This is a genomic window from Isoptericola sp. AK164, assembly GCF_029643425.1.
Lineage (GTDB): Bacteria > Actinomycetota > Actinomycetes > Actinomycetales > Cellulomonadaceae > Isoptericola > Isoptericola haloaureus.
Genome location: NZ_CP119106.1, coordinates 658,839 through 679,996, shown reverse-complemented (window position 1 = coordinate 679,996; position 21,158 = coordinate 658,839). Strand labels below are relative to the sequence as shown.

Below are 21,158 nucleotides of genomic sequence, written 5' to 3'. Positions count from 1 at the left end.
ATGTCTGCACCCCACACAACACCCTCATCCTTGGCCGTCCCTTGGGCGAACCTGAGAGTTCCCTGTCAATCGGCGTCGGCCTAGGCTGTCGTGACCAGCCGCACGACTGCGCAGGCCTTCCGGGGCGCGGAGCTGACGACCCTGGTCGTCGCGGCGATCACCGTCGCCGGCGCGGGCGGACTGCTCGTGCTCGTGGGAGCCGGTTCGGTGCTGGCCTCGGCCCTGGCCCGCCACCGCGTCGACTAGCGGGTCGCCGCGCGCACCGCCTCGGCGACCCGCGTAGCCAGACCGCGGGACTCGGCGAGCCGGTCGGCCCGCGGCAGCCGGACCTCGACCACGCTCACCCCGGCGGGCGGCTCCGCGAGCGCCGCACGCAGCGCGGCCACGTCCCCGACCCGTCGGTGAGCCACGCCGTAGCCGGCGCACAGCGCCCCCAGGTCGGCGCCGTGCGGGGTGCCGAACACCCGCTCGAAGGTCGCGGCCGCCGTCGGCCCGTCCTGGGCGAGCTGCCCGTGCTCGAGGGTGGCGAAGATGGAGCCGCCGTCGTCGTTGGCGACGACGACCTGCAGGTCGACGGGGTCCTCGTCCGGACCGCGCAGCAGGCCGCCGACGTCGTGCAGGAACGTCAGGTCGCCGACGAGCGCCCGCGTGCGCAGCCCACGGCGCGCGGCGGCCAGCGCGACGCCGGTGGCCGTGGCGACCGTCCCGTCGATGCCGGCCAGCCCGCGGTTGGCCAGGATCTGCGGCGGCGGGGCGTCCTCGGCGACGTCCAGCCCGACGACGAGGTCCACGTCCCGCACCGGGTTGGAGGCCCCGACGACCAGGACGTCCTCGGGACCGGTCGCCGCGACGACGGCCCGCGCGACCGCGAGCGCCGCGTGCGGCCCCATGGACAGGTCGGCGCCGACCGCCGGATCCCGCGTGGCGGCGTCGACCTGCCCGGCGGCGGCCCGGCTCGCCGCCGCCCAGCGGGCGGCGAAGGTCCCGCCGTCGGAGGGGTCGGCCGGGACGAACCACCGCTCGGCGAGCCGTTCGACGACGCGGGCGGCATGCCGCGCGGGGTCGGGCCAGGGACCGCCGCCGGGCGCGACGACGGTGACGGTGACGTCCGGGCGAGCGAGCAGCCGCTGGACGGGCCGGGACAGCGTGGGGCGGCCGAGGACGACGACGTGCTCGACGTCCGCGGCGATGCCGTCGGCGCCCAGCACGGAGCGGTAGGCGGCCACGGCCCGCGGTCCCCCGCAGGCGCCCGACGTCGGTTCGGCGAGCAGGGGCCAGCCGCGGGCCTCGGCGAGCCGCCGCGCGTCGGGTCCCGCGCCGTCGCCGGCGACGACCAGGGTGCGGGCGGGGTCCCCGGGCAGGGCCGGGTCCGCGCCGGGGCCGGGTGCGGGCGGCACCACCTCGACCCCGGGCGAGGGTTCCGGGGCGGCCGGTGGCTCCGGACCGTCCGTGGGGTGCAACGGGTCGCGGTAGGCCAGGTCGAGCTGGACGGGGCCGGGACGCCGGTCGCGCAGCCCCCGGGCGGCGGCCAGCGCCCGCCGGGCCGTGGCCAGCAGGTCGCGGACCTCGCCGTCGCGGCCGTCGGGTGCCGGGACGTCGACGGCGTACCGCACCGCGGTGCCGAAGATCCCGACCTGGTCGGTCGTCTGCGAGGCCCCGGTCCCGCGCAGCTCGTGGGGGCGGTCCGCGGTCAGCACGACCAGCGGCAGGCCGGCGTGCGAGGCCTCGAGGACCGCCGGGTGCAGGTTGGCCACCGCCGTGCCCGACGTCGTCACCACCGCCACGGGTGCCGGAGCGGCCGGGGCGTCCGCGACCTCCGGGGCACCGTCCGCGACGGCGCCCGGCAGGGCCGACCCGCGCGACAGCCCGAGGGCGAGGAAGGCCGCCGACCGCTCGTCGATCCGCACGTGCAGCCGCACCCGCCCGGCGGCGGCCGCCTCGGCCAGGGCGTACGCCAGCGGGGCCGACCGGGAACCGGGTGCCAGGACGACGTCGTGCACGCCCTGGGCGGCGAGGTCGGCCACCAGGGCAAGGGCGGAGTCCACGGCGGGACTCCCGGAGGCCGCGGCGCTCATGCGCGAGCCCGGTCGAGGACGGCGGCGAGCCGGTCGTGGCGTTCGAGCCAGCGCTGCTCGAGGTCCGGCGGCGCGGCGACGGCCGCGAGCGCACCGGCGTCGGGGGCGACCCGGCGCACGGGCAGGGCCCCGTCCACCGGCCGCAACGGGTCGTCGGTGACGTCCCGGGTGAGCAGCTGCGAGGTCGCCAGGCCGCAGGCGTGCGGGAGCTCCGGCAGCGCCGCGGCGAGCGCCACCCCGGCCGCCAGCCCCACCGAGGACTCCAGCGCGGAGGACACCACGACCGGGAGCCCGACCTGCTCGGCCAGGTCGAGGCAGGCCCGCACGCCGCCCAGCGGCTGGACCTTGAGCACGACGACGTCGGCCGCCTCGGCACGCACGACCCGCAGCGGGTCCTCGGCGCGGCGGATGGACTCGTCGGCGGCGACCGGGACGTCGACGCTCCGACGCACGGCCGCGAGCTCGTCGACGGTGCGGCACGGCTGCTCGACGTACTCCAGCCCGCCGGCCGCGGCGTCGAGCCGGGGGATGCGTCGCCGGGCCTCGTCGACGGCCCAGGTGCCGTTGACGTCGACCCGGATCCGGCCGACGGAGGGGCCGTGCAGCGTGTCGAGCACCTCGCGCACGGCCTGCACCCGCTCGACCTCCGCCTCGACGGGTTCCACCGACCCGTCGGCGAGCCGTTGGCCCACCTTGATCTTCGCCGTCGTGCACCCGCCCGAGGCGAGCACGATCTCGCGAGCGCGCTCCGCGTCGACCGCGGGCACGGTGACGTTGACCGGCACGCGGTCGCGGACCGGGGCGGGGAAGTCGAGGTCCGCCGCCTCCCGGGCCGCGCGCAGCCATGTGGCCGACTCGGCGTCGTCGTACTCCCAGAAGGGGCTCAGCTCGCCCCAGCCGGCGTCGCCGCGCAGCAGCAGGCCGTCGCGGCTGGTCAGGTCTCGGAAGCGTGTGCGCAGCGGCGTGGACCAGACGAACCGGCGCTGCAGCGTCGCGGACAGGGAGGCGGACACGTCCTCAGGGTAGGAGGTCGCCCGCCGTGCGCCAGTGCGCGCGGCGTCCCGGCCGGTCCGGGATCAGTCCGTGAACTCGTCCGGCGTGGTGCGGAACGTCCAGGCCCCGGGCGCGCTCACGGTGGTGACGGGCAGGGCCTGCGTCGTGGCGGTGGCACGCCGTACCTCGGCCGCGTCGTAGGCGATCAGCTCGTCCACGACCTCGTCCGGGTCAGCGACCTCGGAGCTGTGGGATCGCGTCATGTTCATGCCTCTATGGTGCATCGACCGGTGTGCAGATTCAGCGGATGACGCGCACATCTCGGGTGATCGGTGTGTCGAGCCGCGACTACCCTGAGGCCGTGAGCCGATCCGACAGCACGCCCGACGTCCCCGCGCAGGTCTCGCACACCTTCGACCCGAGGCGATGGCGCACGGTCGCCGGGTTCGAGGACCTGACCGACCTGACCTACCACCGGGGTGTGGAGCGGTCGACGGCGGACGACGGGACCGAGCAGGTGCGCGACCTGCCCGTGGTGCGGGTCGCCTTCGACCGCCCCGAGGTGCGCAACGCGTTCCGGCCGCACACCGTCGACGAGCTGTACCGGGTGCTCGACCACGCCCGCATGACCTCCGACGTCGGCACCGTGCTGCTCACGGGCAACGGACCGAGCCCCAAGGACGGCGGCTGGGCGTTCTGCTCCGGCGGCGACCAGCGCATCCGCGGACGGTCGGGCTACCAGTACACGACGGCCGACGAGGCGGGACGCCTCGGTGTGGACGCGGACGCCGTCGACCCGGCGCGGGCCGGACGCCTGCACATCCTCGAGGTGCAGCGGCTGATCCGCACCATGCCCAAGGTGGTGATCGCCGTCGTCGACGGCTGGGCCGCCGGGGGCGGGCACTCGCTGCACGTGGTCGCCGACCTGTCCATCGCCTGCCGCGAGCACGGGCGGTTCAAGCAGACCGACGCCGACGTCGGCTCGTTCGACGGCGGCTACGGCTCGGCGTACCTGGCCAGGCAGGTGGGTCAGAAGCGCGCCCGGGAGATCTTCTTCCTCGCCCGGGAGTACTCCGCCGACGACGCCGAACGCTGGGGCGGCGTCAACGAGGTCGCCGAGCACGCCGACCTGGAGTCCCTGGGCATCGAGTACGCCCGCACCGTCGCCGGCAAGTCGCCGCAGGCGATCCGCATGCTGAAGTTCGCGTTCAACCTGGCCGACGACGGCCTGATGGGGCAGCAGGTGTTCGCCGGGGAGGCCACACGCCTGGCGTACCTCACCGACGAGGCCGTGGAGGGCCGCGACGCGTTCCTGGGCAAGCGCGAGCCCGACTGGAGCCGGTTCCCCTACGCCTACTGAGGGGGCCCGGCGGTCCACGAGCCGCCGTCGCGCGGCACGAGCTCGATCCAGGTGCTGCCCGGGGCGAGCTCCACGGGCTCGCCGTCGCGGGTGAGCTCGATCGGGTCGGACAGCGAGCCCTTGGACCACTGCGCCGCGACGTACCCGCCGGCGCTGGCGACCAGGGCGACGCCCTCGGAGTCGACGAGCTGCGTCTCCGGCACCGCCGCGCCGGAGGCGTCCCGGTACGGGGTGTCGACGACCTCGACCCGCAGCGCGACGACGTTCGTCGCGGCGTGCTGCACGCCGGACGTGGACATCGACGGGCTCGACCCCTCGCTGCGCAGCCACGTGCCGGAGCCGGCGTCCCAGGCCCAGCGGGTGCGCTGCGCCGGGGACAGCCGCACGTCGATCTCGACCGACGAGGAGGCGTCCCCCGCGGCGGTGGCCCGCGACGCCTCGGGGGCGTACCGGAAGAGCTGCGGGGGCGGCGTCGTGCGCTGCCCGTCGTCCTGGGCGAGGAAGGTCTCGGGGTCACCGATGACGTCGTGCGGCGCGGGCCGGGCCGGGTCGCGCCGGAAGCCCGGGTCGCCGGCGTCCATGATCACCGACTGCGTCCCGGAGTCGCGGACGTCGGCGATGAAGGGCGGCTGGGCGCCGGAGTAGGCGAGGATGCCGTCCAGCGGGGCGACGATGGCCGGGTCCATGGGTCGCACGGACCGCACGGGCTCGACCGCCTCGGGGATCTGGGAGTGGTACACGGCCAGGAACCGGGAGATGCCGCCCTCGACGACCTCCTCCCAGACCAGGTCGGCGTCCTCGAGACCGGCCTGGGGGCGCGCCTGCGGCGAGTTCTCGATCTTGACGCCGAGGGCGGGCCGGTCGGCGACCGTGTCCGTCTCCACCCCGGTCAGGGGCCACACGGTCGCGACGTCGGGGTCGGGCGGCAGCCCCTTCGCCACGGGTCCCGTCGAGGCCGCGACCGTCGTGGTCGGGGCCGGGGCGGGCTCGCCGCCGGTGCAGCCGACCAGTCCCGCAGAGAACACCAGCAGCCCGGCGACCGCCGCCGTCGTCCGTCCGTGCGCACCGTGCCGCATCCGTCCTCCGTCCCGTGGGTGGCGACACTGTACCGATCGCGCCGGAGGTCAGGACACGGACCAGGACCCGTCCCCGCGCGGGACGAGCTCGACCCACGTCGTCCCGGGGGCCAGGCGCACCGGGTCGCCGTTCGGCCGGGTCAGGCGCAGCGGCTTGCGCGGGCCCTTCTTGGACCACTCGACCGCGACGGACCGGCCGCCGCTGAGCACGCGGCCGGTGCCGGTGCCCACCAGCTCGGTCTTCGGCACCCGGGCTCCGGAGGCGTCCCGCTGGGAGGTCAGGCTGACCTTCATCCGCAGCAGCACGACGTTGCGGGCGGTGACCCGCTGACCGGAGGAGATCGAGGGGGTCCCGTTGTCGCTGCGGCGGTACGCCCCGTCGCCACGGTTCCACGTCCAGGTGGTCCGCTGGGCCGCGGACAGCCGCACGTCGGCCGTCCGGGCCCGCTTCCCCTCGGTCCGGGCCGTGGCCTTCTTCGCCCCGGGGGCGTACCGGAACTGGGCGGGCGGCGGCTCGGCGCGGCGGCGGTCCGCCTGCCGGGCGAAGGTCCGCACGTTGCCGTACACGTTGTGCGGGGCGTACCGGCCGGACCAGCGCCAGAACCCCGGGTCGCCGTCGTCGTTGATCACCAGCTGGGTGCCCCGGCGCTCGACGTTCCGCAGGTACGAGCCGATCCCCCCGGACGCCGCCAGGAGGCCACGCATCGGGGCGACCGTCGCCGGGTCCATCGGCCGCACCGACCGGATCGGGCCCACCTCGTCCGGGTAGTCCGAGTGGTAGACGGCCACGAACCGCGTGATGCCGCCCTCGACGACCTGCTCCCACACGACGTCGGCGCGGTACAGCCCGGTGTGCGGACGCGCGGCCGGGGAGTTCTCGATCTTCACCGCGACCGCCGGTCGCTTCGGCACCTTGTCCGTGCGCTGGCCGGTCAGCGGCCAGCGCGGCACCTCCGGGGTCGGCGACGGCGTGGGCTCCGGCGCCGGCGGCGACGGCGGCGCGATCTTCGCCCGCGACACGTCCGGCGCCACCGTGACCGTGGGCGCCTCGAGCGGCGGCTGGTCGGAGCACGCGCCCAGCGCGAGCAGCGCCAGCACCAGGGCGAGCGCCACGGGACGTCGTGCGGCCACAGCCATCCTCCTCGGGGCAGGGTGGGAACAGGCTACGCGCACCCCGCCGCGCACGGCGGACTATCGTGACCTGCGTGCTCCACCCCGAGGTGTCCGCGTTCGTGGACCGCGCGCGCCGCGCCCTGGACGACGGCCCTCCGGTCGTGCCGCTGCCCCGGCTGAGCGACGCGGAGGCACCGCCGGGCACCGCGGCCGTCGTCCGCACGTCCGGGTCGACGGGCACGCCGCGCGAGGTGGCGCTCAGCGCCGCGGCGCTGCGGGCCTCCGCGGCCGCCACGGCGGAACGGCTCGGGTCTCCGGGCCGATGGGTGCTGACCCTGCCGACCACGCACGTCGCCGGGGTCCAGGTCGTGGTGCGCTCGGTGCTGGCGGGCACGCCGCTGGTCGCGGCGCCGCCGGAGGCGCCGTTCACCCCGGCCGGCCTCGCGGACCTGCTCGCCGAGGCGCTGTCCGGGCACGACCCCGTGCACGTCTCGCTCGTCCCGACCCAGCTGCACCGGGTCGTGCAGGCCGCCGACGACGGCGCCCCGGCCGCCCTGCGGGCGCTGGCCCGGTGCGGGGCCGTCCTGCTCGGCGGGGCCGCCGCGCCGGCCCCCCTGGTCCGCCGGGCGCGCGAGGCCGGCGTCCCCGTGGTGCGGACCTACGGCATGTCCGAGACGTCGGGCGGCTGCGTGTACGACGGCGTCCCGCTGCCCGGCGTGCGCGTCCGGGTCGACCCGGTCACCGGCGGGCAGGGTGTGGTCGAGCTCGCCGGGCCGGTGCTGGCCACCGGGTACCTGGGGGACGACGCCGCGACGGCCGCCGCGTTCGGTGACGGGCCTGACGGCCGCTGGTTCCGCACCAGCGACCTGGGCCACCTCCAGGCCGGCGTGCTGCAGGTGCTCGGCCGGGCGGACGACGTCGTGGTCACCGGGGGCGAGAACGTCGCGCCGGCCGCCGTGGAGGCGGTGCTGGCCGAGCTGCTCGACGGCGAGGTCTGCGTCGTCGGCGTGCCGGACCCGGAGTGGGGCCAGGCCGTCGTGGCGGTCGTCGGCCGCCCGGGGACCCCGGCGGGCACGTGGCTGCCGACGGAGCGGCTGACGTCGGCACGGTCCGAGGTCGCGGCTAGGCTGGGCCGGCCCGCGGCCCCGCGACGGATCCTGCAGGTCCCCGAGCTCCCGCGGCGCGGACCCGGCAAGGTCGACCGCGCCGCCGTCGTCGATCTCGTGCGTCGTCACGACGCGCGCCGCTGAGAGGAGTACGCATGGCCACCGCCGCCGAATGGGTCGCCGGCGCCCGCCCCCGCACGCTGCCGGCCGCCGCGGCCCCCGTCGCCGTCGGGACCGGCGCGGCCGCGCAGGTCGACGCCTTCGGCTGGCTGCCCGCCGTGCTCGCCCTCGGCGTCGCGCTGGCGCTGCAGATCGGGGTCAACTACGCCAACGACTACTCCGACGGCGTGCGCGGCACCGACGTCGACCGGGTCGGCCCGCTGCGGCTCACGGCCGCCGGCCTGGCCCGCCCGGAGCACGTCAAGGCGGCCGCGTTCGGGTCGTTCGGCCTCGCCGGCGTGCTGGGGATCGCCCTGTGTGCCGTCTCCGGGCACTGGTGGCTGATCGCCGTCGGTGCGCTGAGCATGGCGGCCGGCTGGTACTACACCGGTGGGAAGCGGCCGTACGGTTACGCGGGGCTCGGCGAGGTCGGGGTCTTCGTGTTCTTCGGCCTGGTCGCCACGCTCGGCACCACGTACACCCAGGCCGACCGGATCACGTGGCCCGCCGTGCTGGGCGCCGTCGGCGTCGGCCTGATCGCCTGCGCGATCCTCATGGCCAACAACCTGCGCGACATCCCCACCGACGTCCTGGCGGGAAAGCGCACGCTCGCGGTGCGCGTCGGCGACCACCGGGCCCGCCGGCTGTACGCGCTGTGGCTGGTCGTGGCGGTGCTGCTCGGCCTCGCCTGCGCGGTGTGGAACCCGTGGGCCTTCCTGGTGACCCTGCTCCTGCTGCCGACGGTGCTGCTCGTGGTCCCGGTGCTGGCCGGGGCGCAGGGGCGCGCACTGGTCCCGGTGCTGGCCGGGACCGGCCTGTTCGAGCTCGCCTACGGGGTGCTGCTGGGGCTCGGTCTGGCGCTCTGAGAGCGGGCCGGTCTCAGGAGCGCTGCTGCGGGCTGTCGGCCGGGTCGTCCGTCCGCTCGGCCGGGCCGTCCGTCCGCGCCGCCGGATCGCCGTCGAGCGCGGCGTCCTCGGCGGCGGCGTCCTCGTCGACCAGCCGCTGTCGGCGTTCCTTGCGCTCGCGGTCACGCTCGGCGAGCCAGAGCGCGGCCGCCTCGCGCTGCCGGGGCAGGGCGAGGTAGGAGACGGCGAACGCCACGACGAGGGCCACCAGCGGCAGGAGCCACCCGCCCAGACCGACGACGTAGCCGAGGACGAGCACGGCCACGAGGATGAGCAGCCGCAGCGCGGAGTAGATGAGCAGAGGCACGTCACCAGGGTACGGCGGCGGCAGGGGCGGTCGGTTCGGGGCACCGCCCCGGGCGTTCTAGGGTGGAGGCATGTTCCGCGTCGTGGTGGTCCTCCTCGTGATCGGCCTGATGGTCTACAGCCTCGCCGACCTGGCCGGGTCGGAGGAAGAGGATCGTGGCGGCCTGCCCACCTGGCTGTGGCTGATCATCATCGTGTTCCTGCCGGTCTTCGGTCCGATCACCTGGATCGTCACCAAGCGCACGCGTCGTCGCGGGTCCGGCGGCCTCACGGGCCGTCCAGGACGCGGACCGCGGCGCCCGTCCGGACCCGTCGCGCCGGACGACGACCCGGACTTCCTGTGGCGCATCGAGCAGGAGAAGCGCCGTGAGGAACGTCGCAGGAAGAAGAGCGACGGCGAGGGGCCCGACTCCCCGCCCGCCGACGACGCCTGACGGAGTGCGTGCCGGCCTGTCGGCGGCGGACCCCGCCGAGGTAGGCAGGATCCCGCCGAGGTAGGCAACCGGTCGGCCGAGGTAGGCAAGATCCCGGCGAGGTAGAGCAGGGCCGCCCGACCCGGGGACTCCCCACCGGAGATGGCCTACCTGGCGGTTGTCGTTGCCTACCTCGCCGCAACCCGGCCTACCCGGCGCACAAGTTGCCTACCTCGCCGCAACCCGGCCTACCTGGCGCACAAGTTGCCTACCTCGGCCCGACCTGGCCTCTCTGAGGACAGACCTGCCCGCCCGGGGGTCAGCTGATGCCCGAGTACGAGTGCTTGCCGTTGAAGATCAGGTTCACGCCGGTGAAGTTGAACAGCACGCAGGCGTAGCCGACGACGACGAACCAGGCGGCCCGCCGTCCGGACCAGCCCCGCGTCGTGCGCGCGTGCAGGTAGGCCGCGTACACGACCCAGATGATGAAGCTCCAGACCTCCTTGGGGTCCCAGCCCCAGTAGCGGCCCCAGGCGTCCTCGGCCCAGATCGCGCCGCCGATGATCGTGAAGGTCCACATCACGAAGCCGACCGCGTTGAGCCGGAACGACATCGACTCCAGCGACGTCGGGGTCGGCATCCGGTCGAGCCAACGGAACCCGGGCCGGGTCAGGAACGGCGACCCGGTGTCGCGCGCGTCCCGCAGCAGCTGCAGGGCGGAGAGCACGAAGGCGATCGTGAAGATCCCGGTCGCCGCGATCGCGACGCCGACGTGGATGACCAGCCAGTAGTTCTGCAGCGCAGGCTGCACGCCGGTCGCCGCGACGTGGAACGAGTTCAGCCCCACGACGATGAACAGGGTGACCAGGCCGGTGACGAACGCACCGAGGAACCGCACGTCGCGGCGCAGGTTCCACACCAGGAACACCGTCATCGCCACGAACGACCCCACGAGCGTGAACTCGTACATGTTGGCCCACGGCGTTCGTCCGGCCGCGACGCCGCGGAGCAGGATCGCGACACCGAGCAGGATCGTGCCGAGCCAGGACGTCGACATGCCGATCCCGGCGGCCCGGCGAGGAGGCGCGGAGGACTCGGCGGGCACGGAGCCGCCGCCCGACGCCGACCCCGCCTCCGGCGCGCCGACCCCGGCACCGATGGCGGCCCGGGTCTCGGTGCGCGCCTCGAGGCGTTCGTCGGTGCGACGTCCCAGGTCGATCGCGAACGCGATCATCGCGAGGGCGAGGGTCGTCGCCGCCGCCCACACGAGCAGGTCGCTCAGGTCGCCGATCTCCATGTCAGTCTTCCTCGCTCGTTCTCGTCGGTCGGGCCCGCTCCAGGCCGGGCAGCGCGGTCAGCAGCCGGTCGACCTCGGGCTCCAGCCCGGCGTCGTCCCCGCGGGCCAGGCCGGCGACCTCTACCTGCGTGACGCCGTCGGACGTCCATGATCGCACCCAGACACGCCTCCGCGGCAGGAACAGCGAGCCCGTCAGGCCCAGCAGCGCCAGCAGCGCGAAGGACAGCACCCACGCCAGCGACGGGTCGTGGCGCAGGTCCAGGGCGACGAACCGGGGCACGTCCTCACCGAGGGTGACCGTACCCAGCCCGTCGGGCAGCTCGACGGTGTCGCCGGGTTCGAGCAGCAGCGTGACCCGTTCGCCGTCGTCGTCCACCGAGGCGGTGAGGTTCGCCGTGTCCAGGCGGTAGACGTTCTGCGGGACGCCCTCGTCGAGCCCCAGGTCGCCGCGGTACACCTCGAGCACGAGCAGCGGGTCCTCCGGCAGCGGGAACACCGACTCGGCGGTCCCGTCGTCGTTGAGCACCGCCGTGGGCAGGAAGTACCCGATGAGCCCGATCTGGTCGAGACCCGGCGAGACGTCCGGGACCTTGACCACGCCGCGCGAGGTGTACACCTGGTCCTCGGGCAGGAAGGGCACGCGTCCGTCGAACGCCGTGGCGCCTTCGGCGTCGGTGACGCTGATCTCCGGGGCGTAGCCGTTGCCCTGCAGGTAGATCTTCGCGCCGTCGACGTCGAGCGGGTGGTTGACCTTGATGGTCTCGGCCCGCGACGACCCGTCCGGCTCGTGCACGGTGACCTCGGCGGTGAAGTCGCGCGACTGGGCGAACGCCACGGTGTCGGTGGCGAACTCGGACTCGAAGGCGTCCAGCGTCATCGCGAACGGCACGAGGGACTCCGGGGAGAACCACGCGCCGGACTCGAACGTGTCGTAGTCGACGACGGCGTTGGCGAAGCCGCGGTCCTCGGTGATGATCGCCTGGCCGCGGTAGTGCAGGAGCTGGCCCACAGCGACGGAGATCACGAGGCCCACCAGCGCCAGGTGGAAGAGCAGGTTCCCGGTCTCGCGCAGGTACCCCCGCTCGGCGGCGACGGTCCGCGTGGCCGGGCGCGCCGGGACCTTGCCCCGGGCGGGCCGGGCGTCCTCGGCCCCGGCCTCGACGCGGAACGTGGGCATCCGGCGCCACCGGCCGCGCAGGTGCGCGGCGGCCGCCGCGGCGACCTCGTCCGGGCTCTCCGCCGTCGTCCCGGTGACGTGGACCGGGAACCGTTCGAACCGGACGGGGGTCCGCGGGGGCCGGGCCCGCAGCGCCCGGGCGTGCGCGATCGTGCGCGGCACGATGCAGCCCACCAGGGAGACGAGCAGCAGCAGGTAGATGGCCGAGAACCAGACCGAGGTGTAGACGTCGAAGAAGCCGAAGCGGTCGAGCCACTCCCCCGCCGTCGGGTGCTCGCCGAGGTACTCCACCACGGCGGAGGGGTCCTGGTCGCGCTGCGGCAGGATCGACCCCGGCAGAGCCGCGACGGCCAGCAGCATGAGCAGCATCAGCGCCACGCGCATGCTCGTCAGCTGGCGCCAGGTCCAGCGGAGCATCCCGCGCCAGCCGAGCTGCGGGGCGCGGGGGGCCGACGGCGGCTGCCCGGCCGCTCCGGGCACCGCGTCCGCCGTCGAGGTCGGCGCACCGGTGGTGAAGTCGTCCGCGATTCCCTCGGGACGGTAGGTCCGCTCGCTCATCACACCACCGTCGTGTATCCGCTGATCCAGCTCTGCAGCAGGCTGGTGGTCGCCCCCCACAGGCCGGTCACCATCGCCAGGCCGATCACGATGAGCAGTCCGCCGCCGACGCGCATGATCGTGCGGCGGTGGTCGCGCAGGAAGCCGAGCATCCGCTGCGACGACTGCAGGCCGAGCGCCACCAGCAGGAAGGGCACGCCGAGGCCGACGCAGTACGCGATGCCGAGGACGACGCCGCGCGTGGCGGAGGCCTCGTCGAGGGCGAGGGACTGCACGGCGGCCAGCGTCGGCCCCAGGCAGGGCGTCCAGCCCAGCCCGAAGACCACGCCGAGCAGCAGAGCCCCCCACAGCCCGGTCCTCGGGCTGACGTGCAGACGGCGTTCGCGCTGCAACCAGCCGATCCCGCCGAGGAACGCCACCCCCATGAGGATGACGACGACGCCGAGCACCCGCGTCAGGAGGTCCTCGTAGCGCACCAGGTACGCCCCGACGGCGCCCGCGGCGGCCATGAGCGCGACGAACACGGCGGTGAAGCCGAGCACGAAGAGCCCGACCCCGGCCACGACGCGACCGCGGGCCGGTGCGGCCGGCGGTGCCGCCGTCGTCGTGCCGCCCCGGGAGGCCGGTGCCGGGCCGGCGTTCGCCGCGGCCATGCCGCCCACGTAGCCGACGTACCCGGGAACCAGCGGCAGCACGCAGGGCGAGGCGAAGGAGACCAGCCCCGCGACCAGCGCGACCGGGACGGCGAGCAGCATCGAGCCGCTCACCGCCGTCGTCGCGAAGATCTCCCCCATGTCAGGCGTCCGCCAGCGCGTCGTCGATCAGACCGTTCAGGGTGGTGCCGGAGACCTCGCCGACGACGCGTGCCGCCACCCGGCCCTCGGCGTCGAGCACCACCGTGGACGGGACGGCCTGCAGGGGCACGACGCCGGAGAGGCCGGCCACGACCTGGCCGCTGCGGTCCTCGACGGACGGGTAGGGCACCTCGAAGGTGCGCTGGAAGGCCAACGCGGCACCGGCCTCGTCCTCGGTGTTGATCCCCAGCAGGTGCACGCCCTCGTCGGCGCGCTCGGTGGCGATCTCGACCAGGGCCGGCGCCTCGGCGCGGCAGGGCGCGCAGCCGGCGTACCAGGTGTTGAGCACGACGACGTCGCCGCGCCAGTCGGCGGTGGAGACCTCGTCGCCCTCGAAGCTGGTTCCCTCGACGACCACCGTGTCGGTGCGGTCGTCCGGTTCCCACTGCTGGACGGTGCCGTCGCCGGAGACGAAGCCCTGGCCGACGACGTCGCCCGCGCCGGAGTCGGCGGCACCGCAGCCGGCCAGGCCGACGGCCGCGCCGAGGGCGAGCGCGAGGCCCGCCGCGTGGCGGCGCCGCATCAGGCGCCCGGGGTGGGGTTGGCGCCGACGAGCAGGTCGGCCGCGGGCTCCGCGTAGTGCAGGGCGGCGAACCGGTCGTCGGTGAAGGTCAACGACGTCAGCGAGGCGAGGGAGCACTGGCGGCGTCGCGGGTCGTGCGCCAGTCGGCGCCCCTCGTAGGACCGACGCGTCAGCCAGACGGGGAGCTGGTGGCTGACCAGGACGACCTCGTGCCCGGCGAAGGCGCGGCGTGCGTCGTCGACGGCGGCCCGCATGCGCACGACCTGGTCGGCGTAGGCCTCGCCCCACGACGGCCGCAGCGGGTTCCACAGCAGCTTCCAGAACCGCGGGTGCGCGAGCTGGCCCGGGTTCTTGCCGATCGTCGTGCCCTCGAAGCGGTTGCCCGCCTCGATCAGGCGGTCGTCGGTGGCCAGGTCGAGCGCGAAGGCGTCGGCGATCGGCTGCGCCGTCTCCTGGGCACGCTGGAGGGGGCTCGCCACGACGGCGGCGACGTCCCGGCCCGCGCCGGACAGGTGCTCCGCGACACGCCGGGCCATCTGCTGGCCGCGGTCGGACAGCCGGTACCCGGGGATGCGTCCGTACAGGACGCCGTCGGGGTTGTGGACCTCGCCGTGCCGCAACAGATGGACGGTGGTGGTGGCCATGAGCCTTAGTGTCCCAGATCCTGCGGGTGCTCCCGCCGTCCGGGCCGCCGTCGTGAGGCGGGTCACGGTGTCCCGACGACGGGTCGGGCGCCATCGGCTCACATCGACGGCGGCGACCGGGAATACTCCGGCGGGGCGCCATGTTCATGCGTTTCGATGGAATCGCCCCGGGTCCGCCCCGGGACGGTTGCCACACGTCCAGCAACACCACTCGACAAGGAGCCCCTCCATGGCCACGCCCCTGCCTTCGGACCTGTCCACCGGTACCTACACCGTCGACGCCGGCCACTCCACCGCGTCGTTCTCCGTCCGCCACGCCGGGATCTCGAAGGTCCGCGGGACCATCGGCATCACCGCCGGCACCATCACCGTCGGCGAGGACCTCGAGTCCTCCGCCGTCGCCGTCGAGCTCGACGCCGCCGCGATCAACACCGGTGACGAGAACCGTGACCAGCACCTCAAGAGCGCAGACTTCTGGCACGCCGAGGAGCGCCCGACCTGGACCTTCAACTCGACGGCCGTCACCGCCGACGACGACGGCTACGTCGTGACCGGCGACCTGACGATCAACGGCGTGACCCAGAGCATCGACCTGCCGGTCGCCTTCGAGGGCGCCGCGGTGGACCCGTTCGGCAACAAGCGTGCCGGCTTCGAGTCCGAGCTGGTCATCAACCGCAAGGACTTCGGCCTGACCTGGAACGCCGCGCTCGAGACCGGCGGCGTCCTGGTGGGCGAGAAGGTCAAGATCGCTCTGGACGTCTCGGCGATCGAGCAGAACTGACCCCTGCGGCGAGGTAGGCAACTTCTCCCCGAGGTAGGCGAACTACCGCCGAGGTAGGCGAGCGACCGCCGAGGTAGGCAACTTCTCGGCCAGGTAGGAGAGCTGCGCGTCAGGACGGCGGGAACCGCGTCGGACGCACCCCGGGGCGGAGTTGCCTACCTCGCCGTCTTGGTGCCTACCTCGCGGGGAAGTTGCCTACCTCGCCGGAGGTTCGCCTACCTCGCGGGGGCGGCCGGGGCGGCCCGGCCGTCGACCGTCGCGCCTTCCTGCGCGTGGCGTGCCGCCGCGTGGAACGCGAGGATCTGCAGCTCGCCGGCGACGTCGACGCTGCGCACGACGACGTCGTCGGGCAGCTGCAGCGCCACCGGGGAGAACGACAGGATCTCCCGGACACCGCACGCCACGATCCGCTCGGCGACGACCTGCGCCGCCGCGCCGGGGGTCGCCAGGATCACCATGGACACTCCCCGCGCGGCCAGGATCTCCTCGAGCCCGTCGGAGTGCTCCACCTCCAGACCTGCCGCGCGTCGACCGACGACGTCGGGGTCGGCGTCGATCAGCGCCACGAGCCGGAACCCCCTCGCCGCGTAGCCCGAGTAGTTCGCCAGCGCGTTGCCGAGGTTGCCGACGCCGACGATCGCGAGCCGGTGCTCCGAGCCCAGACCCAGCGCCGTGCTGATCGAGGACGCCAGCGTCTCGACCTCGTAGCCCACGCCGCGCGTCCCGAACGACCCCAGGTAGGACAGGTCCTTGCGCAGCTGCGCGGAGCCCACGCCGGAGCGTTCCGCCAGCGCCGAGGACGACGTCGTGGTCACCCCGTCCCGCAGCAGGTCGCGCAGGGCGCGCAAGTAGTACGGCAGCCGCGACACCGTCGCCGCGGGCACCGTCACCTCGCCGATCTCGATCACGTCCGCTTCCCTCCCGCAGGTGCCGCCAGACGTCGCGCCAGCCTCGCCGCGTCCACCCGCCAGAACCCCTGCTGCACGCCGTCCACCTCGACGACGGGCACGTAGTCGCCGTACCGCTCGGTCAGCGCGGCATCGGTCTCGATGTCGATCTCCCGCCAGGCCGCGCCCGCCCGCTCGCACACCGAGGCCACGACCTCCCGTGCGTCGTCGCACAGGTGGCAGCCGGGGCGGGTGTACATCACCACCCGTGCCGTCTCCTCGGGTGTCGTCGGGGCGCTGCTCACGAGGACAGCGTATCGGCGCGACTACAGTGGGCCGCATGCCGTCTCATGCCGACTCCCCGGCCAGCCCACCGGCGGCAGCCTTCTTCGACGTCGACAACACGATCATCCGCGGCGCCAGCTCGTTCCACCTGGCCCGCGCGCTCTACCGGCGTCGGTTCTTCGGGACCGTGGACCTGCTGAGGTTCGGGGTGATCCAGGCCAAGTACCTGCTCTTCGGCGAGTCGCGCTCCCAGATCGAGACCGTCCGCAGCCGCGCGCTGTCCCTCATCGCGGGCCGCTCGGTCGCCGAGATCACCGCCGTCGGCGACGAGGTGTACGACACCGTGCTGGAGCTGCGGATCTTCCCCGGCACCAAGCGACTCCTCGACGAGCACCTGGCCGCCGGCGACCAGGTCTGGCTCGTCACCGCCACCCCCGTGGAGATCGGCGGCCTCATCGCCCGCCGGCTCGGGGCGACCGGCTGCCTCGGGACGATCGCCGACCACGAGGGCGGGTACTACACGGGAGCCCTCGTGGGAGACCTCATGCACGGCGAGGCCAAGGGCGCGGCGGTGCGCGAGCTCGCCGAGCGCGAGGGCCTGGACCTGGAGGGGTCCTACGCCTACGGCGACTCGCTGAACGACCTGCCGATGATGCGGTCGGTCGGGCACCCGTGCCCGATCAACCCGGACGCACGCCTGCGTCGGTACGCCAAGGAGGTCGGCTGGCCGATCCGGGAGTTCCGCGGGCGGGGACAGCGCGTCGCCCACCGCGGGGTGCGGACGGCGTCCTGGGCCGGCGCGGCCTGGGTCGCCGGCCTCGTGCTCCGGGCGGCGCAGCGCACCGTGCGCCGACGCATCCGGGGCCGCTGAACGGGCGCTCGCCCCGTCCCGGCTCCCCCGCAGACGCAGCGAGCCCGGCACCCCCGAGGGGTGCCGGGCTCGCTCAGCACGGCCCGCCGGACGGCGGGCGGCGCCTCACTTCTTGTTGCGACGCTGGTGACGCGTCCTGCGCAGCAGCTTGCGGTGCTTCTTCTTCGCCATGCGCTTGCGGCGCTTCTTGATGACGGAGCCCATGAGGTCCTCACAATGCTGATCGGTGGTCGGACGACGTTGGTCCCGGCGCCCGTGAGCCCGGGTGAGCCGACCAACGCGAGAAAAGTCCGTCGATCAGGATACCCGATCGCCGCCGGTGCCCCGGCCCGCCGACGGCGTGCTCCCGGTCACCCCGCGGGCGCCGGCCGCGTCAGTCCAGGTACGGGTCCAGCCCGAACTCGGGGAAGACGTGCCGTCGGGTGGCCAGGACGGCCCGGTCGATCGGGTCCGAGGGGTCGTACCCCTGCGACCAGGGCTGCCAGGAGACCTCGCCCCGGCCCAGCATCGAGGCCGCCCGCAGCCCCGACATCTCCTCGGCCGCCTCGCGCCACGCCGTCGGCACCGGCATCCCCGTCGTGAGCGGCGCGTGCGCCGCCTCGGCCACGAGGGCGGCCCAGACGAGGGGGACGACGTCGACGACGGCGTAGCCCCCGCCGCCCAGGGCGACCCACCGGCCGTCGCAGAGCTCGTGCGCCAGGTCGTGCACCCAGTGCGCCGCCGTCTTCTGGGCGTGGACCCCCACCGACAGGTCGGTGAGCGGGTCGTTGCCGTGGGCGTCGGCGCCGTGCTGGGACACGATGGCGTCGGGGGCGAACTCGCGCAGGACCGTCGGCAGCACCGCGTCGACGGCGCGCAGCCAGCGCGCGGAGTCGGTCCGCGGCGGGACCGCCACGTTGACCGCGGTGCAGTGGTGCAGACCGGCGCCCGTGTCGGCCGGGTTCCCGGTGCCCGGGAAGAGCGTGTGGCCGTCCTGGTGGATCGAGAAGGTCAGCACCCGCGGTTCGTCCCAGAAGATGGCCTCGACGCCGTCGCCGTGGTGGGCGTCGAGGTCGACGTACGCGACACGCTCGGCGCCCCGGTCGAGGAGGCGCTGCACGGCGGCCGCGGCGTCGTTGTAGACGCAGAACCCCGACGCCGCACCTCGCTGGGCGTGGTGCATGCCGCCCGCGATGTTCAGCGCGTGCTGGGCGCGGCCCTCCCACACGGCGTCCGCGGCGGCGACGGAGGCGCCGACGAGACGGGCAGCGGCCTCGTGCATGGCCGGGAACACGGGGTCGTCCTCGGTCCCGAGCCCGCGGGCGACGTCCGGCTCCCCCGTCTCGGCCGCCCGCCGCACGGCGGCGACGTACTCGGCGTCGTGCACCGTCTCGACGACCTCGTCGGGCGCGCAGACCGGGTCGACGACCTCGAGACCGGGCGCGTCGAGCAGCCCGAGGGCCTCCACGAGGCGCATCGTCAGGTCGAGCCGCGCCGGTGCCATGGGATGACCGGGGCCGAAGTCGTAGCGCAGCAGCTCGGGACTCCACAGCAACTGGGCGACCGACATCCCGCCACGGTAGCCCAAGCCGTGGCAGGCTGGGCGGCGAGTGCGGTGGACGAGACTGGTGGACGGGACGAGGAGGGCGCGGCCGGTGGCACGATCGGTGCAGGACCGCGCGACCTCGGTCCGCGAATGGGTGGACCGGACGGCACGGGAGTACCCGGCACGTCTGGCCATGACCGTCTTCGCCGCCGTCATCACGCTGTTCACGCTGCTGCTCCTGCCACCGTGGGCGACCGCGTCCGACACCGGGGCACGGTTCGTGGACGCGTTGTTCACCGCGACGTCCGCGGTCTGCATCACCGGCCTGACGGTGGTGGACACCGCCACGTACTGGTCGGAGTACGGGCGCGCCGTCATCCTCGTCGGGATCAAGGTCGGGGGCCTGGGCGTCATGACGCTCGCCTCCCTGCTCGGGCTGGCGGTCTCCCGGCGCATCGGTCTGACGCAGAAGCTGCTGACCGCCTCGGAGACCAAGACCGGTACCACGCGGCTCGGTGAGGTCGGTTCCCTGATCCGGCTGATCATCGTGGTGTCCACCTCGATCGAGCTGGCGATCGCCCTGATCCTGCTCCCCCGCTTCATCGCCCTCGACGAGCACCTGGGGCTCGCCGTCTGGCACTCGACGTTCTACGGCATCTCGGCCTTCAACAACGCCGGCTTCGTCCCGACCGTGGACGGCCTGGCGCCGTACGCGTCGGACTGGCTGGTCATCGTGCCGATCGTCCTGGGGGTGTTCATCGGCGCCCTCGGGTTCCCGGTGATGCTGAACCTCCTGCAGGCGCGCCGGTACGGACGCCGGTTCGTGCGGCACCTGTCGCTGCACACCAAGCTGACGATCACGACCAGCGTCGCCCTCATGGTCGCGGGGTTCGTGACGATCGGGGCGATGGAGTGGGCGAACCCGGCCACGCTCGGCGGTCAGGACCTGCACACCAGGTTCCTCTCGGCCCTCATGGCGGCGGTGATGCCGCGCTCGGGCGGCTTCAGCACCTTCGACGTGGGCGAGATGCGGGCGGAGTCGTGGCTCATCACCGACGCGCTGATGTTCGTCGGCGGCGGGTCCGCGTCCACGGCCGGCGGCATCAAGGTCACCACCCTGGCCGTCATGCTCCTGGCGATCGTGGCCGAGGCGCGCGGCGACCGGGACGTCGACGTCTTCGGCCGACGCATCCCGCGGGACACCCTGCGCCTGTCCATCGCGGTGGTGTTCATCGGCGCCACGATGGTGCTGGTGTCCTGCATCGCGCTGGTCCGGCTCACCGACTTCTCGCTCTCGCAGATCCTGTTCGAGGTCATCTCCGCCTTCGCGACGGTGGGACTGTCGACGGGGATCACCGGTGACCTGCCGGACGGGGCGAAGTACTGGTTGAGCGCCCTGATGTACCTCGGCCGCGTCGGCACGATCTCGGTGCTCGGTGCGCTGGCGCTGCGCGACCGGCGCCGCGTCATACGCTTCCCCGAGGAGCGCCCCATCATCGGGTGAGGCCCGAGACCCCCCACACCGGAGGAGAACCGTGGCAGAGAAGAAGGACGACCGCGACGCCGGCGTGCTGGTCATCGGGCTGGGCCGCTTCGGCTCGTCGTTGGCGACGACCCTGGACCGGCTCGGCCAGGACGTCCTCGCCGTCGAGAACGACGACCGCCTCGTCACGCAGTGGTCGGGGCGCCTGCCGCTGGTCCAGGCGGACGCGTCCAACCCGGAGGCGCTCGAGCAGCTCGGTGCGCAGGACTTCGGCGTCGCGGTGGTCGGTGTGGGCACGGAGCTCGAGGCGTCGGTGCTCATCACCGGCAACCTCGTCGACCTGGGCACGCCGCAGATCTGGGCGAAGGCGGTCTCGGCCGAGCACGGTCGCATCCTGACCCGGATCGGTGCCCACCACGTGGTCTACCCCGAGTCCGACGCCGGTTCGCGGGTCGCGCACCTGGTCAGCGGCAAGATGCTCGACTACATCGAGGTGGAGGACGGGTTCACGATCGTCAAGATGCGTCCGCCGCGCGAGATGCAGGGGTTCACCCTCGCCCAGTCGGACATCCGCAAGAAGTACGGCATCACGGTGATCGGCGTGAAGTCGCCGGGCATCGAGTTCACCTACGCGACCCCGGAGACGCGGGTCAGCGCCAACGACCTGCTGGTCTGCTCCGGCCACGCGGACCTGCTGGAGCGGTTCTCGGCGCGGCCGTGAGCACGGCCCGACCGTGCGGTCGCCTACCTCGACGGCTTCGAGGCGC

24 protein-coding genes are annotated in these 21,158 nt (G+C 74.2%); 9 read left to right on the top strand and 15 right to left on the bottom strand.

Going from position 1 to position 21,158, the window contains the following annotated elements:
- The first annotated feature begins 90 nt into the window (after positions 1–90).
- Complete coding sequence (locus PO879_RS03070) at positions 91–246, top strand: hypothetical protein (protein ID WP_278236470.1); 156 nt, start codon at positions 91–93, stop codon at positions 244–246.
- On the opposite strand, the gene menD is transcribed toward PO879_RS03070, so the two are convergent.
- From menD to PO879_RS03055, 3 genes are all read right to left on the bottom strand, one after another.
- Positions 243–2,075: a 2-succinyl-5-enolpyruvyl-6-hydroxy-3-cyclohexene-1-carboxylic-acid synthase gene (gene menD, locus PO879_RS03065; protein WP_278236469.1), complete on the bottom strand. Its 1,833-nt coding sequence runs from the start codon at positions 2,073–2,075 to the stop codon at positions 243–245. The two genes, PO879_RS03070 and menD, sit on opposite strands and share 4 nt — an antisense overlap.
- Entirely contained in the window at positions 2,072–3,088 is a 1,017-nt protein-coding gene (locus PO879_RS03060; RefSeq protein ID WP_278236468.1) for an o-succinylbenzoate synthase, read from the bottom strand. Before PO879_RS03060 ends, menD begins: the two co-directional genes overlap by 4 nt.
- A 63-nt stretch (positions 3,089–3,151) precedes the next feature.
- Complete coding sequence (locus PO879_RS03055) at positions 3,152–3,337, bottom strand: hypothetical protein (protein WP_278236467.1); 186 nt, start codon at positions 3,335–3,337, stop codon at positions 3,152–3,154.
- A gap of 92 nt (positions 3,338–3,429) precedes the next feature.
- Between PO879_RS03055 and PO879_RS03050 the strand changes: the two genes are divergently transcribed.
- Positions 3,430–4,428 (top strand): 1,4-dihydroxy-2-naphthoyl-CoA synthase, encoded by a 999-nt coding sequence (locus PO879_RS03050; RefSeq protein ID WP_278236466.1) that lies wholly within the window; start codon positions 3,430–3,432, stop codon positions 4,426–4,428.
- Here the strand turns inward: PO879_RS03050 and PO879_RS03045 are convergent.
- Together PO879_RS03045 and PO879_RS03040 are read right to left on the bottom strand one after the other, a co-directional pair.
- Positions 4,422–5,504, bottom strand: coding sequence for a DUF3048 domain-containing protein (locus PO879_RS03045; RefSeq protein ID WP_278236465.1), 1,083 nt, complete (start codon positions 5,502–5,504; stop codon positions 4,422–4,424). The two genes, PO879_RS03050 and PO879_RS03045, sit on opposite strands and share 7 nt — an antisense overlap.
- Before the next feature lie 48 nt (positions 5,505–5,552).
- The gene (locus PO879_RS03040) at positions 5,553–6,635 is read right to left on the bottom strand and encodes a DUF3048 domain-containing protein (RefSeq protein ID WP_278236464.1); all 1,083 of its coding nucleotides are present in this window, start codon (positions 6,633–6,635) and stop codon (positions 5,553–5,555) included.
- Between the two features lie 74 nt (positions 6,636–6,709).
- Here PO879_RS03040 and PO879_RS03035 point away from each other — a divergent pair, with 74 nt between their 5' ends.
- A complete protein-coding gene (locus PO879_RS03035) occupies positions 6,710–7,867 on the top strand; it encodes an AMP-binding protein (protein WP_278236463.1) in 1,158 nt (385 codons plus the stop codon).
- A gap of 11 nt (positions 7,868–7,878) precedes the next feature.
- The gene (locus PO879_RS03030) at positions 7,879–8,748 is read left to right on the top strand and encodes a 1,4-dihydroxy-2-naphthoate polyprenyltransferase (protein WP_278236462.1); all 870 of its coding nucleotides are present in this window, start codon (positions 7,879–7,881) and stop codon (positions 8,746–8,748) included.
- A 13-nt stretch (positions 8,749–8,761) separates the two neighbouring features.
- Here the strand turns inward: PO879_RS03030 and PO879_RS03025 are convergent, their stop codons facing one another.
- On the bottom strand, positions 8,762–9,094 hold the full coding sequence (locus tag PO879_RS03025; RefSeq protein WP_278236461.1) for a DUF4229 domain-containing protein: 333 nt from the start codon (positions 9,092–9,094) through the stop codon (positions 8,762–8,764).
- Between the two features lie 70 nt (positions 9,095–9,164).
- On the opposite strand from PO879_RS03025, the gene PO879_RS03020 reads away from it, so the two are divergent.
- Entirely contained in the window at positions 9,165–9,527 is a 363-nt protein-coding gene (locus PO879_RS03020; RefSeq protein WP_278236460.1) for a PLD nuclease N-terminal domain-containing protein, read from the top strand.
- 298 nt (positions 9,528–9,825) lie between these two features.
- Here the strand turns inward: PO879_RS03020 and ccsB are convergent, their stop codons facing one another.
- Genes ccsB through PO879_RS02995 form a run of 5 tightly spaced genes read right to left on the bottom strand, consistent with a single transcriptional unit; the run spans position 9,826 to position 14,559 of the window.
- Positions 9,826–10,803, bottom strand: a complete 978-nt coding sequence (ccsB, locus tag PO879_RS03015; protein WP_278236459.1) for a c-type cytochrome biogenesis protein CcsB — start codon at positions 10,801–10,803, stop codon at positions 9,826–9,828.
- Between the two features lies 1 nt (position 10,804).
- The gene (locus tag PO879_RS03010) at positions 10,805–12,538 is read right to left on the bottom strand and encodes a cytochrome c biogenesis protein ResB (protein WP_278236458.1); all 1,734 of its coding nucleotides are present in this window, start codon (positions 12,536–12,538) and stop codon (positions 10,805–10,807) included.
- The gene (locus PO879_RS03005; RefSeq protein WP_278236457.1) at positions 12,538–13,332 is read right to left on the bottom strand and encodes a cytochrome c biogenesis protein CcdA; all 795 of its coding nucleotides are present in this window, start codon (positions 13,330–13,332) and stop codon (positions 12,538–12,540) included. Before PO879_RS03005 ends, PO879_RS03010 begins: the two co-directional genes overlap by 1 nt.
- Before the next feature lies 1 nt (position 13,333).
- Positions 13,334–13,915, bottom strand: a complete 582-nt coding sequence (locus PO879_RS03000) for a TlpA disulfide reductase family protein (protein WP_278236456.1) — start codon at positions 13,913–13,915, stop codon at positions 13,334–13,336.
- Complete coding sequence (locus PO879_RS02995) at positions 13,915–14,559, bottom strand: histidine phosphatase family protein (protein WP_278236455.1); 645 nt, start codon at positions 14,557–14,559, stop codon at positions 13,915–13,917. The genes PO879_RS03000 and PO879_RS02995 overlap by 1 nt, the downstream gene beginning before the upstream one ends.
- Before the next feature lie 229 nt (positions 14,560–14,788).
- On the opposite strand from PO879_RS02995, the gene PO879_RS02990 reads away from it, so the two are divergent.
- The gene (locus PO879_RS02990) at positions 14,789–15,340 is read left to right on the top strand and encodes a YceI family protein (RefSeq protein ID WP_278236454.1); all 552 of its coding nucleotides are present in this window, start codon (positions 14,789–14,791) and stop codon (positions 15,338–15,340) included.
- Between the two features lie 215 nt (positions 15,341–15,555).
- Here PO879_RS02990 and PO879_RS02985 read toward each other — a convergent pair whose 3' ends face one another.
- Together PO879_RS02985 and PO879_RS02980 are read right to left on the bottom strand one after the other, a co-directional pair.
- Complete coding sequence (locus tag PO879_RS02985; RefSeq protein WP_278236453.1) at positions 15,556–16,248, bottom strand: redox-sensing transcriptional repressor Rex; 693 nt, start codon at positions 16,246–16,248, stop codon at positions 15,556–15,558.
- Positions 16,245–16,487 (bottom strand): glutaredoxin family protein, encoded by a 243-nt coding sequence (locus tag PO879_RS02980; protein ID WP_278237443.1) that lies wholly within the window; start codon positions 16,485–16,487, stop codon positions 16,245–16,247. The genes PO879_RS02985 and PO879_RS02980 overlap by 4 nt, the downstream gene beginning before the upstream one ends.
- Before the next feature lie 80 nt (positions 16,488–16,567).
- On the opposite strand from PO879_RS02980, the gene PO879_RS02975 reads away from it, so the two are divergent.
- Positions 16,568–17,383, top strand: coding sequence for an HAD-IB family hydrolase (locus PO879_RS02975; RefSeq protein WP_278236452.1), 816 nt, complete (start codon positions 16,568–16,570; stop codon positions 17,381–17,383).
- A 105-nt stretch (positions 17,384–17,488) separates the two neighbouring features.
- Here the strand turns inward: PO879_RS02975 and PO879_RS02970 are convergent, their stop codons facing one another.
- Both PO879_RS02970 and PO879_RS02965 read right to left on the bottom strand, forming a co-directional pair.
- A complete protein-coding gene (locus PO879_RS02970) occupies positions 17,489–17,587 on the bottom strand; it encodes an AURKAIP1/COX24 domain-containing protein (RefSeq protein WP_012085056.1) in 99 nt (32 codons plus the stop codon).
- Positions 17,588–17,756: 169 nt separating this feature from the next.
- Positions 17,757–18,932, bottom strand: a complete 1,176-nt coding sequence (locus PO879_RS02965; protein ID WP_278236451.1) for an acetoin utilization protein AcuC — start codon at positions 18,930–18,932, stop codon at positions 17,757–17,759.
- A gap of 85 nt (positions 18,933–19,017) precedes the next feature.
- Here PO879_RS02965 and PO879_RS02960 point away from each other — a divergent pair, with 85 nt between their 5' ends.
- Positions 19,018–20,412 carry a potassium transporter TrkG gene (locus PO879_RS02960; protein ID WP_278236450.1) on the top strand — a complete coding sequence of 465 codons (1,395 nt, stop codon included), beginning with the start codon at positions 19,018–19,020 and terminating at the stop codon, positions 20,410–20,412.
- 31 nt (positions 20,413–20,443) lie between these two features.
- Positions 20,444–21,112: a TrkA family potassium uptake protein gene (locus PO879_RS02955; protein WP_278236449.1), complete on the top strand. Its 669-nt coding sequence runs from the start codon at positions 20,444–20,446 to the stop codon at positions 21,110–21,112.
- The last annotated feature ends 46 nt before the right edge of the window (positions 21,113–21,158 follow it).

Bases quoted from the DNA above. Each gene is read 5' to 3' on its own strand.
- ccsB (WP_278236459.1), bottom strand. From the start codon at position 10,803: ATGGAGATCGGCGACCTGAGCGACCTGCTCGTGTGGGCGGCGGCGACG.
- PO879_RS02975 (WP_278236452.1), top strand. From the start codon at position 16,568: ATGCCGTCTCATGCCGACTCCCCGGCCAGCCCACCGGCGGCAGCCTTC.
- PO879_RS03010 (WP_278236458.1), bottom strand. From the start codon at position 12,538: ATGAGCGAGCGGACCTACCGTCCCGAGGGAATCGCGGACGACTTCACC.
- PO879_RS02980 (WP_278237443.1), bottom strand. From the start codon at position 16,487: ATGTACACCCGCCCCGGCTGCCACCTGTGCGACGACGCACGGGAGGTC.
- PO879_RS02965 (WP_278236451.1), bottom strand. From the start codon at position 18,932: ATGTCGGTCGCCCAGTTGCTGTGGAGTCCCGAGCTGCTGCGCTACGAC.
- PO879_RS03055 (WP_278236467.1), bottom strand. From the start codon at position 3,337: ATGAACATGACGCGATCCCACAGCTCCGAGGTCGCTGACCCGGACGAG.
- menD (WP_278236469.1), bottom strand. From the start codon at position 2,075: ATGAGCGCCGCGGCCTCCGGGAGTCCCGCCGTGGACTCCGCCCTTGCC.
- PO879_RS02990 (WP_278236454.1), top strand. From the start codon at position 14,789: ATGGCCACGCCCCTGCCTTCGGACCTGTCCACCGGTACCTACACCGTC.
- PO879_RS03020 (WP_278236460.1), top strand. From the start codon at position 9,165: ATGTTCCGCGTCGTGGTGGTCCTCCTCGTGATCGGCCTGATGGTCTAC.
- PO879_RS03030 (WP_278236462.1), top strand. From the start codon at position 7,879: ATGGCCACCGCCGCCGAATGGGTCGCCGGCGCCCGCCCCCGCACGCTG.
- PO879_RS02970 (WP_012085056.1), bottom strand. From the start codon at position 17,587: ATGGGCTCCGTCATCAAGAAGCGCCGCAAGCGCATGGCGAAGAAGAAG.
- PO879_RS03045 (WP_278236465.1), bottom strand. From the start codon at position 5,504: ATGCGGCACGGTGCGCACGGACGGACGACGGCGGCGGTCGCCGGGCTG.
- PO879_RS03005 (WP_278236457.1), bottom strand. From the start codon at position 13,332: ATGGGGGAGATCTTCGCGACGACGGCGGTGAGCGGCTCGATGCTGCTC.
- PO879_RS02995 (WP_278236455.1), bottom strand. From the start codon at position 14,559: ATGGCCACCACCACCGTCCATCTGTTGCGGCACGGCGAGGTCCACAAC.
- PO879_RS03000 (WP_278236456.1), bottom strand. From the start codon at position 13,915: ATGCGGCGCCGCCACGCGGCGGGCCTCGCGCTCGCCCTCGGCGCGGCC.